Origin of the sequence: Veillonella sp. S13053-19 (genome assembly GCF_002959835.1) — a bacterium.
In the GTDB taxonomy this organism is placed as follows: domain Bacteria; phylum Bacillota; class Negativicutes; order Veillonellales; family Veillonellaceae; genus Veillonella; species Veillonella rogosae.
On sequence record NZ_PPDA01000015.1, the window covers coordinates 103,316 to 117,336 of the forward strand.

The window sequence follows — 14,021 nt, forward strand, 5'->3', positions numbered from 1 at the left end:
AGTATAAAACCCATATACGAATCATAGGAATCCTTATCTATCAAGCTAAAATACATAAGGATTCCTATACGCCGTATTAAACAATACCATTACCAATATTTTGATAACAATAGGCTGCAATGATAACATTGCAGCCTATACTTATCGCTTATTGCATATTATTTTGCGTAATCCACAACGCGAGTTTCACGAATAATTACGACCTTGATTTGGCCTGGATATTCGAGTTCAGACTCGATGCGTTTTACGATATTCCGAACGAGTAATGTAGACTCAGCTTCATCAATCTTATCCGGTTTTACTACAACGCGAATCTCACGACCGGCTTGAATAGCAAAGCATTTTTCAACGCCTTCGAAGGATTCAGCGATTTCTTCCAATTTAGATAAACGTTTCAAGTAGTTTTCTAATGTTTCTCGACGCGCTCCTGGACGAGCTGCGGAGATAGCATCAGCAGCAGCTACTAATACAGCCTCAACACTTTGGAACTCTTCATCACCATGATGAGCACCAATACAGTTGATTACTGCTGCGCTTTCACGATATTTACGAGCTACATCAACACCGATTTGAACATGAGAGCCCTCAAGTTCACGGTCCAATGCTTTACCGATATCATGAATTAAGCCACCTCGTTTAGCCAATGTTACATCACAGCCAAGTTCAGCTGCCATTAAACCTGCTAAATGAGATACTTCGATGGAATGTTTCAATACGTTTTGACCGTAACTAGTACGATATTTCAAACGACCTAAGATCTTAACGATTTCAGGATGTAAGCCGTGAACATCAGCTTCAAATGTCGCTTGTTCACCAGCCTCTTTAATAGTTTGGTCCACCTCTTTACGAGCCTTACCAACCATTTCTTCAATACGAGCTGGATGGATACGACCGTCTACAATCAATTTTTCCAATGCAATACGAGCCACTTCACGACGAATTGGATCGAAGCCGGAAAGAATAACTGCTTCTGGTGTATCATCGATAATCAAGTCAATACCTGTTAATGTTTCAAGTGCACGAATATTGCGGCCTTCACGACCGATAATGCGACCTTTCATTTCATCATTAGGCAATGCCACTACGGATACGGTAGTTTCCGCTACATGGTCAGCTGCGCAACGTTGGATTGCAGAGGAGATAATTTCTTTCGCTTTTTTCTCCGCTTCATCCTTAGCTTGCTGTTCCATTTCCTTAACCATAATCGCCGTTTCATGACGGATTTCTTGTTCTACATTCGTTAACAAGATATTTTTCGCTTCTTCGAAAGTCATGCCAGAAATGCGTTCCAATTCTGCCATTTGTTTTTCGTACAAAGCTTCTACCTTTTCACGGCTTTGGACTAATTCAGCTTCTTTGCGATGTAAAGCTTCCTCTTTGTGTTCAATATTGTCTAATTTTTTATCCAAAGATTCTTCTTTTTGAAGAATACGGCGTTCCATACGTTGAAGTTCAGAACGACGCTCTTTATTTTCTCGTTCCACATCGGAACGGAGCTTATGAATTTCTTCTTTCGCTTCTAATAAAGCTTCTTTCTTTTTAGACTCAGCTGTGCGCTCACCGTTAGCGATGATGCGTGCAGCTTCTTGCTCAGCTTGATTCAGTTTTCCTTCAGCAATATTTTTTCTAAAAAAATAGCCTGCCCCTAGTCCAATCAGTACCATTACCACTGCAATTAGACAATACTCTAAAATATGTCCCACATCCTCTAAAATCTGTCTCACCTCCTCTTAAATTCTCAAAATCGAGCTTTCATGCTCCTTTTTATGCCTTTCATGCATTAAATTATCAATTAGCCTTATCATCATATAAATAAATAAAGCTATTATTAATTTTAGACTTGAACGTCCTTTCTGTCAAGATTTTACAAGCCTAGTACGGGCTCTCAAAAAGCATACTTTATTCATAAAAATCATTACATACGACTTGAATTGTACTTGTTGAGAACCCTCTGTATTTGAGAAAGTTGAATACTTTTATACGAGGAGTGCGGTCCTCATTGAGAATGGAGCCAAATTTTTTCTCCACCACTCGATAGGCCGCTTTTACTTCATCATAAGAAGAAATTTCTTGGGGAATCTCAAGGCCCCGAAGTTTCATCTTTTGTTTAATCATGTAGGCCCCATATTTCTGCTCTTTCATCAAGTACGCTAATACCTGCTCAGATAAGCGCTCATCGTTGATATAATCATACTCTCTAAGGCGTTCAAGGACCCTCTCAATGATTGGGTCCTCGAATTGTTTACGTCTCATTTTTTGTGTTAGTTCATGGGAACTAAGAAATCGTTGAGCTAGGAAGCGATACGCTTGATCCATAGCAGCTTGCATCGTTTCGTCACTCATGATTATTCTTCTTCAGTTACTTCTTCACCGATTACGTCGATTTCTTCTGTACCTACCGCCAATGTATCGCGAATAATACGATCGATTTCGTCTGCTACTTGTGGGTTATCAAGCAAGTACTGTTTAGCAGCCTCTTTACCTTGGCCCATACGCTCCCCATTGTAGGAATACCATGCACCAGATTTATTGATAATTTCCATATTTGTACCGATATCGATAAGCGTACCAGCTTTGGAGATACCTTCGCCGTACATCAAGTCGAATTCAGCTGTCTTGAACGGAGGTGCTACTTTGTTTTTAACAACTTTAACTTTAGTGCGAGCACCAACGTTTTCGTTATTAGCTTTAATTAATTCACCTTTACGAACATCAAGGCGTACGGAAGAATAGAATTTCAACGCACGACCACCAGTTGTCGTTTCAGGGTTACCAAACATTACGCCTACTTTTTCACGTAATTGGTTGATGAAGATAACAACCGTTTTAGATTTGCTGATGATACCAGTTAATTTACGCAATGCTTTACTCATCAAACGAGCTTGTAAACCTACGTGAGCATCGCCCATTTCACCCTCGATTTCAGCTTTAGGAACCAAAGCTGCAACGGAGTCAACTACGACGATATCTACAGCGCCACTGCGAACAAGAGCTTCCGTAATTTCAAGAGCTTGCTCACCATTGTCTGGTTGAGAAATCAATAAATTATTGATATCTACACCCAAGTTACGTGCATATACTGGATCCATCGCATGCTCCGCATCAATAAATGCCGCAATGCCACCTTGTTTTTGTGCTTCTGCTACAGCGTGAAGTGCTACTGTTGTTTTACCAGAGGATTCTGGGCCGTAAATTTCAATCACACGACCACGAGGGAAACCACCTACACCAACAGCGATATCGATAGCAAGAGAACCGGAGGAGATAACCTCTACGTTCATGCGATCAGCCGCTTCACCAAGACGCATAATAGCGCCTTTACCAAAGTCTTTTTCAATTTGTTTTAACGCGTTATCCAACGCTGCTTGTCTGCCATCTACAGCCATTATTTTATTTCCCCTTTTCTGTTATATAAGTATACACATAATATAGTGCTAGCTCTGCTGCACTTTGTCTAATATCATCTCGATTACCAATTAGATTTGCTTTATGAGCTACGGTGCCATGCGGCCCAGTAACACCAAACCACACTAGACCAACTGGCTTTTCAGGACTACCTCCGCCAGGACCGGCTATGCCCGTCGTAGAAACGGCATAGGTCGTTTGGCCAATAGATTTTACCCCTTCCGCCATAGCCTTAGCGACTTGTTCACTTACGGCACCATACGTATCGAGCATATCTTGAGGTACACCTAGTACACGATGTTTTATGTCGTTACTATATGAAATAACGCCACCCATGTAGTACTCACTACTGCCACTCACATTAGTTAATAATTTACCGACTAAACCAGAGGTACAAGATTCAGCAGTACTTATTGTACTGTGCTCCTCGAGTAGAGCACGACCGAGGGTTTCCTCCATAGAAACAGTCAAATCACGGCCTACACGAGAGCCTAATCGTTCTCGGATAATAGCGTCCCAAGGATTGAGAAGTGCTTGTGCCGCCTCTAAAGTGTCAGCCTTAGCGGTGATACGAACCTCGATATAACCCTTTTTGATGAGCAAAGCGATGGTCGGATTCGATTGATTCTTAATGAGGTCCATCAACGTGTTCTCTAAGTCGATTTCACGGATATCGTATACGCCATATCGATAGGATGTGACAACACCTTGCGAACCGAAGCGATTATCTAAATAAGGTACTACGCTCTCTTGGAACATCCCCTTCATTTCTCCAGGAGGTCCAGGCAAAAGTATATATGTAGTATCACCATCTTCTACGACAACACCTGGTGCTACACCTACAGGATTATGTAATACGTTTGCACCTTCAGGCAACTCAGCTTCTCGACGACTTGCATCTGGCACGGTACGTTTTACACGGTCAAAGAATTTTTTAACCTCATCCATAGCCTCTTGATTAAATACAATAGGTCTACCTATAGAGTTGGCTAATACATTTCGTGTAATATCTCCTTGCGTTGGTCCTAATCCGCCAGTACTAATAACGATGTCCGCTCTAGAGCTAGCTAATTGAAAGACCTCTGCCATGCGCTTAGGATTATCCCCCACTACAGATTGATGAGCAATAGTATAGCCTAATTTATTTAATTCTTGTGCTAGCCAAGATACATTCGTATTCACTGTATCGCCTAGCAATAATTCTGAACCTGTAGAAATAAGTTCTACAATCATCAGATCACCTCCACAATCGAAAGAATCGAGCTGTGTTTTATTCTACAACCGTAGCTACTACATCGTAAGCAAAGCCTTGTTCTACTTGTACCTTGAGAATGTCACCAGGTTTAATATCTTCACCGCAGTCTTCAATGTACATATTACCATCTACATCAGGAGCTTGAGATTTCAAACGACCTTTTGCAAGCAATGTATTATTATCGCCTTCTTCGATTTCTTCGACCATCGCATAATCAATGGTACCTTCTAAGTCGCGATTATTCTCTTCAGAAATAGCAGCTTGGATGGACATAAGAACATGGTAACGTTCTTCTTTAATCTCTTCTGGAACTTGGTCTTCACGAGCACCTGCAGGTGTACCTTCCTCTTGAGAGTAAGTAAACACACCCATATTATCGAATTTGATTTCTTTTACAAAGTCGCAAAGTTCCTCAAATTGCTCGTCTGTTTCACCAGGGAAGCCAACGATGATAGATGTGCGCAATGTAATATGTGTAGGTGCATTTCTAATTTTCTTAAGCAAACGCTCAATATCACTACGATCATCGCGGCGATTCATTTGCTTCAAGATATCGTTATTAACATGTTGCAACGGAATATCTACATATTTACAAAGTTTTGGCTCATTAACGATAATATCTAACAATTCATCGGAGAAGAATGTTGGATATAAGTAGAGCATACGAATCCATTCGATGCCTTCTACTGTAGTTAATTCTTTTAACAACGTAGTCAACAATGGTTTACCATCGTTGAGGTCAATACCATAGCTAGTCGTATCTTGAGCGATAAGAACGACCTCTTTAACACCAGATGCTGCTAAGCGTTTTACTTCGGCTTTAATAGACTCGATTGTACGGCTACGGAATGCACCACGCACCTTTGGAATAATACAGAAAGTACAACCATTATTACAGCCTTCTGCAATTTTTACATATGCACTGTAACGAGGTGTAGTTTGAATGCGAGGCATACGTTCATCATAGATGTTCGTAATGTTCTCCATAATGCAACTGCGATTGCCATGCTCAATGGCATCAACGGCTACCATAATTTGGTCCCATGCACCAGTACCGATTAATGCATCAATTTCAGGAATTTCTTGGAATAATTCATCCTGATATTGTTGGCTAAGACAACCGGCTACAATAAGGCCCTTACAGCGACCATCTTCCTTATATTGAGCAACTTCAAGGATGGTATTAATAGACTCAGCCTTTGCCTTCTCAATAAAAGTGCAGGTATTAACAACGATAAGGTCTGCTTCGCTTAGGTCTTCTGTAATGGTATAGCCATTGTCTTTCAACAAACCTAACATTACTTCAGTATCTACTAAATTTTTAGCACAACCTAGGCTAACATACCCTAATTTCTTACCCATTCTATATCCTTTCTTCACTCGATTCTGTCTCTATCTCTTTTCCTATTTCTAGGATCCATTCAGCGGACTTAGTCTTTACGGAACCGTACTTGACTAACCCAGTGATTTAACAATAACTTTTTACCTTCCGTAGTATAGCCGCCATTAACAGGCCATAGCACTAAATCTTGACCTATAGAATCCTTCGGCTCATCCATTTCAGGATTGGTGAACATAAAGGTAAAATTATTTTCTACCATATATTTCGCTGTTTTTGTAGATAACAACCAATTAATAAATTCAACACTATCTGCTTTATGCTTTGAGTTTTTTAACACCGCAGCACCGGTCACATAGTAAGATGTGCCATCTTTAGGGTATATGAACTTAATTGGATACCCATGACGATTATACTGAGCTACATCAGATAAGTTACCAATCCCAATATTTGTCTCCCCTAATGCAGTTAAGCGTACTGGAGTAGACAGGAATTTAGCATGTTGTACTACGTGTGGTTTCAAGCTATACAAATATTCAAGAGCCTCTGGTTCTCCTTTGTACTCCACCATATTGTATAGCAAATTTGCCGCATTCTGAGACGCTACAAAGTCCGTCATAATAATAGACCAGTCACCTTGTTTTCCCAGTGTCTCCCAAGTAGTAATATACTTGCCAATACCATTGTAAAAGGTATCATTCTGAACAAATACGATAGGATCATACCAAAGGCCAACCCAGTAGCCATTAGGATCTTTAAATGTATCTCGTACTTCATCAATTCGTTCATTAACGATTGGTGCATATTTACCAGTATTAGCACCTACAACGAGATTATCCTCAGAGGTGAGTACTAAATCCCCAGATGTGTCAGCCACATTTGATGCTGACCGTTGTGCCATTTGATCCTCTGTAAGAGGCATGATCGTAACCTTTACATTTTGTTCTGCTTCATAACGGTCAGCCAGCATTGTAGTTAAATTATTTGGCAAGTCTGTATAGACTGTGATTTCACCGCGAACAGGTTCTTTTGCATGTTCGATTTGTTCTTGATGGTAAAAGTTCATGCCGTAGGTCAACATCCCTACTACAAAAAGGGCTAAAACGCCCGGAGCAATCCACCGTTTCATATATGCCTCCTATAAGACATAACGTATCCCCAACGAAACTAGTAAAACTAATCTCTATAATTAACGACCACCACGGCTTTTATTAGGCGAATGACCTTTAGTCATACCACTACGAGATGGTCTCCCCTTACTAGTACGATTACTATTGCGACCAATTGGGCGTGGCGGAATTAAACATTCTGGGCCAAAACCAATTAAATCACGTCGATTAGCCTCTATGAGGGCCTCTTTAACAAGGTCATAGTTTTCAATATTTTTAAACTGCATCAAAGCGCGTTGCTTAGCTTTATCTCTACCCTTTTTAGCTACATATACAGGCTTTCCATCTAAAGGATTAATGCCTGTATAGTACATACAAGTAGACAGACTACCCGGTGTAGGAATAAAGTCTTGTACTTGTTCAGGGTACATATGGTGATCACGCAAAAACTCCGCTAATTCGATAGCATCCTCCAAGGCACAGCCTGGATGAGAGCTCATAAAGTATGGTACTAAGTATTGCTTTTTACCAAGTTTTTTATTAGCCTCTTCAAACCAAGATTTAAAGGTGAGGAACTCTTCCTTTCCAGCCTTGCCCATCATGTTGGTTACACGTTTAGACACATGTTCTGGAGCTACTTTTAACTGACCACTGACGTGAAACTCACAGAGCTCGCGCACAAAGTCTTTATTGTTATCCGCTAGCACATAGTCATAGCGCAAGCCAGAGCGAACAAATACTTTTTTCACACCTTTTAACTTGCGCAACTTACGAAGTAAAGCAATGTAATCATCATGATTTGTATTCAAGTTCTCACAAGGCTCTGGTGCGGCACAAGTACGCCCTTTACAAGCACCATATACAGCTTGTTTATCACAGGCTAAATGACGGAAATTCGCGGTAGGCCCCCCTACATCGTGAATATACCCCTTAAAGTTATCCATATTAATCATCATCTGAGCTTCGTCAATCAAAGACTCATGACTGCGATTTTGGATGATACGACCTTGGTGGTTTGTAATAGCGCAGAAAGAACAACTGCCAAAACAACCACGTTGGCTCACAAGGCTAAACTGTACTGCGCTTAATGCTGGTACGCCACCCTTATCGTCATATTTAGGATGCCACTTGCGAGTATAGGGCAGATTATACACCCCATCCATTTCCTCCTGCGTAAGTGGCAATGCAGGTGTGTTTTGAACAAGATATCTATCACCATGTTTTTGTACTACTATACGACCATAGAATGGGTCTTGTTCATCATACTGCATACGGAATGCATCAGCAAAAGCCATCTTATCCGCTTTAATTTCCTCAAAAGATGGACACTCAACATAGTCTATAGTAGGGATTTCCTTGGTCATATAACAAATACCACGAATAGATGGCAAGGACTCTTTAAATCTTCCTTGATCTAACGCATCAGCTAGTTCGACGATTTGAAGTTCACCCATACCGTAAACGAGTACATCCGCCTTAGAATCGACTAAGATAGAGCGACGCACTGTATCTGACCAGTAGTCATAATGACCAAATCGGCGTAAGGATGCCTCTATGCCCCCGATAATGAGCGGCACATCACTATAAGCCTCCTTCATGCGGTTTGCATATACCAAGGTAGCACGATCTGGACGATGACCAGCTTCACCGCCTGGCGAGTAATCATCTTGACGGCGAATTTTCTTTGCCGCCGTAAATTTATTGAGCATTGAGTCTAAATTCCCTGCCGTAACAAGGGATGCTAGACGCGGTTTACCTAGTTTTTTGAAAGCCTCTACATCATTCCAATCTGGTTGATCTATAATGCCTACACGATAGCCTTTGGATTCTAGGTATCTACCGATAACCGCAGGAGCAAAGGACGGATGATCCACATAGGCGTCCCCACTGATGAGAACGAAATCTAATTCGGCCCAACCTCGTTCCTTCATATCCGAAGGTTCTGTTACTAAAAATCTATCCATTGATTGTGCAAATGCCTTTCTATCATTCCTAATCAACTATTAGAAAAGGAATAACCACAGTAAAAATAATGCCATACAGAATAAAATAATGCCCAAAACAATACGCTCTTGAACGATAGAACGTTGGCGTTTTCGTTGTCGCGTTTCTAAGGACATACGCTTCTTAGAGGTTTGGTATTCAACGAATTCGCTTTGCACCAAAGTAGGAGCGGCTTGAGCTTTCTGTCTCGTCACAGAGCGCAAAGAAAAGGTGTCAATATCTCCTACTTGGCTTTGATAGGCTTTCACCAAACGATCTCCATCTAGATCCAAGTAATTGCCATAATTACGAATAAAGCCTTTTACGTAGACCTGTCCAGGAATGATGTCATAGTTGCCATCTTCGATAGCCTCTAAATAGGTTGTTTTGATATGTAGCACCTGCTCCACATCTTTAAAGGTTAGATTACGTCTTACCCGTTCACGTCGTAATTCTTCGCCTAATTCAGCCATTTTCGTTCCTTTCTAAATCTACGTAATATCATACTCATTCAATTATTGCTCATCATTGGAGTCAGAGAAATATCTAGCTTTCGCTTGTTCAGGGCTCATCAAAATTTCTCGAGCCTTACTGCCCATGCTAGGACCAACGATTTTAAGGTCTTCCATTGTATCTACAAGTCGTGCTGCACGGGTATAACCGATGCGGAAACGACGCTGTAACATGGATACAGAGGCTTGACCAGATTCCATAACAAGATTTACCGCACGCTCTAATAATTCATCGCGGTATACATCATTATCATCGGAAGTTTCTTTTTCAGCTTCCTTTTCTGCCTCTTGCGTTACCGTATTATCATACTCTGGCTCGCGTTGAGCTTTCACAAATTCTACGAGGTTTTCAACCTCATCATCAGAGATAAATGCACCTTGTACACGAATTGGTTTATTCGCCCCAATTGGAGCAAATAACATATCACCTTTACCAAGCAATTTCTCGGCCCCCGCCATATCGAGGATAGTACGGGAGTCAATTTGAGAGCCTACAGCAAAGGAAATACGGCTTGGTACATTGGCTTTAATAGAGCCAGTAATAACATTAACAGATGGACGTTGCGTAGCAAGTACCATGTGGATACCTGCAGCACGAGCCATTTGTGCCAAACGACTAATGGATTCTTCAATGTCATCTGGAGCAGTCATCATAAGGTCAGCTAACTCGTCGATAATCAGTACGATCAACGGCATAGCTGCCTTAGGGTGTGCTTCATTATAGCTCTTAATATCACGTTTACCAGATGCTGCAAAAGCTTTATAGCGCGCCTCCATTTCTCGAACGGCCCAACGCAATACAGCTGCTGCTTTTTTCATATCGGTTACAACTGGTGCCATCAAATGAGGGATACCATTGTAAATAGACAATTCAACCATCTTAGGGTCAATTAATAGAAGCTTAACTTCTTCTGGTTTACGACTAAAGAGAATACTGGAAATCAAAGTATTTACACATACAGATTTACCAGAACCCGTCGTACCTGCTACGAGCAAGTGAGGCATCTTTGCAAGGTCTGTGATCACAGGTTTCCCTGCAATATCCTTACCAAGACCTACAGGAATACCACCTCGAGCATCCTTAAAGTCACTACAATCTAAAACATCACGCAAATGAACGGCTTCAGTTGTCTTATTAGGTACCTCGATACCGATAGCAGATTTACCTGGGATTGGAGCCTCCATACGAATATGTTGCGCAGCTAAATTAAGAGCAATATCATCTGTTAAATTAACGATACGGCTAACCTTCACCCCAGGAGCAGGCTCGATTTCATAACGCGTAACGGTCGGACCTTGTGTAGCATTTACAACCTTAGCCGTAATACCGAAGTTACTCAATACATTCTCAAGCATCATCGCATTGTGAGCTACTTCTTCCCCATTATTTAGACTCCCCTTCCCTTTCGCCAAAATATCAAGGCTTGGGAAATGGTAAGGTCTATCGTAAGTACGGTGAATTTGACCGTCTTTAGATACTGCAACTTGGGCTGTATCCTCTGTAGTGCTAATAATGGATGGCACTTGTAAGCCCATGCCGGCCATACCGGCTCCAGCACTTACAGAACTAGCAGCAGCACCCGTGCCTGGCACGGCAGACGCAATAGCCCCATGATTAGTTTCCAATGGACCAATCGTTGTATCTTGATAGGAAAATTCAGGTTCTTCCTCTTCAGTCTTTCTTGCTGCTTCAGATTCATCAGTATAGCCTTCGTCTGGTGTATATGTATAATCCTCATCTGGAACATACACATAATCATCGCCAGTAGATCGATGCGTATCAGAAAATTGATCAAAATCATCAGCATCATACGTCTTAGCATCGCCAGATGCATCAGAAATAGTTGCTAATTGCTCAGCTGCACGATTACGCGCTTCTAATTCAGCTAATTCCTTCCAAGATGTAGGCGCTTTTGGCGGCTCTACAGTTGTAACTGTGTCTGGTATAGGTTCTACATCTACAGAAGTATCAGTTTCAAAGATATCTCTATCGGTAGTAATACCACGTTTTTCTAAGCTATCTAATGCTTGATCAGCAGCATCTTCAAAGCGTGTATCTTTTTCTCTGTTATAGGCTTTACGTTGTTCCGCAGCTTCTTTGCGTTGCTCATTCCAGTCCTCAAAGACCTCTTTCGCAACTGCCACCTTCTCAGCGGCTACCTCTTTTGCTACGTCTAAACCTACTTGAGTTTTATCTGCTGCCTTTTGTAAGCCACTGCGCAAGGATAATCTAGTAATAAGAAGACCAAAGGCTAATAACAAGAACACATCGAGAATTATGGCACCTAAATTACCTAATAAAGTGCGCATAAATGTTGCAATAGCTCCACCTACTACACCACCTTGATTAGCCAATTGGGTAGTAATGAGTTCCTGCCCCTCAGGAACACGCCACAATGGAACAAGAGCTAACAAGAATAGGAAAAACAAGGTCATTACTACACCGCGTTTTGTAAAGGAAATAAATGTGCCCTTATATAATAATCGCCAACCTACCCAGAAAACGCATAAACAAGGAATAATGCCACCTAAACCAAAGCCATAGCGGAATATACCTGTTAAAATTTGACCAACAAGACCAAGCTCAAAACCAAAGAAACCGAGTAAAGAGATCACTGCAAAGGCAATGACAATAAGGCCTTTAACTTCGCTGCGCAAAGAAAAGCCTTGAGACTTTGATTGCTGTTTTGTACTTGTTCGCTTGCGGCGTGTGTTGCGTTTTTTGGTGGAAGTGTTTTCTTCTGCCATAAATCTATACAAACCCCTTACTTATATAACATTACAGTAAATTAACTTATCATTATATTATAGCATATATCGAAGTATTTAGTTAACTTTTACGACGTTCTTCCCAGTCGTTAAGCAATTGTTCTTCTCTACCTCTTTTTATGCCATTGTAATAGGTGGCATCTACTAGAGGTGTCGGTAAATATTGTTGTTTTACATAGCCATTCGGATAGTTATGAGCATACTTATAGGCTTTCCCGTGACCTAATTTGCTAGCCCCACTATAATGACTATCCTTCAAATGATCTGGTACCTGCCCACAATCCTTGTGGCGCACGTCGGCAATAGCTGCATCGATTGCCATATAGGTAGAATTACTTTTTGGCGCTAACGCCACATAACATGCAGCCTCGGACAATATAATACGCGCCTCTGGAAAACCTACCATATGAGCCGCTTGAGCTGCAGCATTTGCCAAAATCAATGCTTGTGGATCAGCAAGACCTACATCCTCAGCGGCACAAATCACAATACGACGAGCGATAAAGTTCGGGTCCTCCCCTGCTTCAATCATACGAGCTAAATAATGCACTGTCGCTTGTACATCAGAGCCGCGCATACTTTTAATAAAAGCAGAAATCGTATCATAGTGGCTATCACCTTTTTTGTCGTATGTATAAATACGGCGGCCTACAACCTTTTCAAGGACCTCAATAGATATAGTACCTTCGTCGGGAACCATAGCTGCTGCTTGTTCGAGAATATTGAGGGCCATCCGACCGTCACCGTTGACGAAGATGCCTACATCCTCTAGTACTTCGTCGGTTACTTGTAAACGACGTTTACCAAGACCTGCCTCTTCATCGGTAATAGCACGACGCAGAATTTGACCGATAGCCTTTGGTGTAAGGGCCTCTAATGTGATAAGTCTCAATCGAGATAAAAGAGGTCTATTAACCTCAAAAAACGGATTTTCTGTAGTTGCACCAATAAGAATAATTGTGCCATCCTCTACGCAAGGTAACAGCACATCTTGTTGGCTTTTATTAAAACGATGAATTTCATCGAGGAATAGAATGGTTCGCTGTTGCAGAGAACGAACACGCTTACGCGCATCTTCAATGATGGTGCGCAATTCACCAATGCCTGCATTAGTAGCATTTAAATTTACAAAATGACTATTACTCATCTTGGCAATAATGCCAGCTAATGTAGTTTTACCCGTTCCACAAGGTCCATAAAAAAGCATGGATGGTATAGTATCCTTCTCTACCATAGCACGCAAGAAAGTTCCCTTTCCTACAGCCTTCTCCTGACCATATAAATGGTCTAATTTAGTAGGACGCATCCGCACAGGAAGCGGCTCATATGTATTTGTAGGCGTCAAATCAAATAAACTATCCATTCTCTCACCTCAATCCATAAGTTCTTAACTATTGATTAATCCATAATATATTAACTATTTTCTTATATTTTAACGCTATTTTTACACGCAAAAAAGCCCCACCATGCCGTAATGTACCGCGTTTTGATCCTGCTTAGGGCAGGTGGGTGCCCTCCTCATCCTGCGGTTGTCCCGTAAGGGCGTAACGTTCAGACGAGAGTCCGGACTCCCGAAGTAAATGTGTTGGCTCAAAACTGCGATATCACACGCACATGGCAGGGATATCTTATACATAAATAGTATCAGA

At 41.4% G+C, this 14,021-nt stretch carries 10 protein-coding genes and 1 other RNA gene; all 11 read right to left on the reverse strand.

Annotated elements, in window-relative coordinates; genetic code table 11:
• Positions 1-158: 158 nt before the first annotated feature.
• Entirely contained in the window at positions 159-1,703 is a 1,545-nt protein-coding gene (gene rny / locus VEHSUH06_RS09860; RefSeq protein ID WP_105098747.1) for a ribonuclease Y, read from the reverse strand.
• Between the two features lie 196 nt (positions 1,704-1,899).
• A complete protein-coding gene (locus tag VEHSUH06_RS09865) occupies positions 1,900-2,343 on the reverse strand; it encodes a regulatory protein RecX (protein WP_105098748.1) in 444 nt (147 codons plus the stop codon).
• Positions 2,344-2,345: 2 nt separating this feature from the next.
• A complete protein-coding gene (recA, locus tag VEHSUH06_RS09870; RefSeq protein ID WP_105098749.1) occupies positions 2,346-3,386 on the reverse strand; it encodes a recombinase RecA in 1,041 nt (346 codons plus the stop codon).
• A gap of 4 nt (positions 3,387-3,390) precedes the next feature.
• Positions 3,391-4,638 (reverse strand): competence/damage-inducible protein A, encoded by a 1,248-nt coding sequence (locus tag VEHSUH06_RS09875; protein WP_105098750.1) that lies wholly within the window; start codon positions 4,636-4,638, stop codon positions 3,391-3,393.
• A gap of 37 nt (positions 4,639-4,675) precedes the next feature.
• Positions 4,676-6,022, reverse strand: a complete 1,347-nt coding sequence (rimO, locus tag VEHSUH06_RS09880; protein WP_105098751.1) for a 30S ribosomal protein S12 methylthiotransferase RimO — start codon at positions 6,020-6,022, stop codon at positions 4,676-4,678.
• 68 nt (positions 6,023-6,090) lie between these two features.
• Complete coding sequence (locus VEHSUH06_RS09885) at positions 6,091-7,128, reverse strand: ABC transporter substrate-binding protein (protein WP_105098752.1); 1,038 nt, start codon at positions 7,126-7,128, stop codon at positions 6,091-6,093.
• 60 nt (positions 7,129-7,188) lie between these two features.
• Complete coding sequence (locus VEHSUH06_RS09890; protein WP_105098753.1) at positions 7,189-9,072, reverse strand: YgiQ family radical SAM protein; 1,884 nt, start codon at positions 9,070-9,072, stop codon at positions 7,189-7,191.
• 39 nt (positions 9,073-9,111) lie between these two features.
• A complete protein-coding gene (locus VEHSUH06_RS09895) occupies positions 9,112-9,564 on the reverse strand; it encodes a helix-turn-helix transcriptional regulator (protein WP_054746804.1) in 453 nt (150 codons plus the stop codon).
• 42 nt (positions 9,565-9,606) lie between these two features.
• Complete coding sequence (locus tag VEHSUH06_RS10875) at positions 9,607-12,351, reverse strand: DNA translocase FtsK (RefSeq protein ID WP_105098754.1); 2,745 nt, start codon at positions 12,349-12,351, stop codon at positions 9,607-9,609.
• A gap of 82 nt (positions 12,352-12,433) precedes the next feature.
• Positions 12,434-13,735, reverse strand: coding sequence for a replication-associated recombination protein A (locus VEHSUH06_RS09905; protein WP_105098755.1), 1,302 nt, complete (start codon positions 13,733-13,735; stop codon positions 12,434-12,436).
• 91 nt (positions 13,736-13,826) lie between these two features.
• Positions 13,827-13,999: non-coding RNA, 6S RNA (gene ssrS, locus VEHSUH06_RS09910), on the reverse strand.
• Positions 14,000-14,021 lie beyond the last annotated feature (22 nt).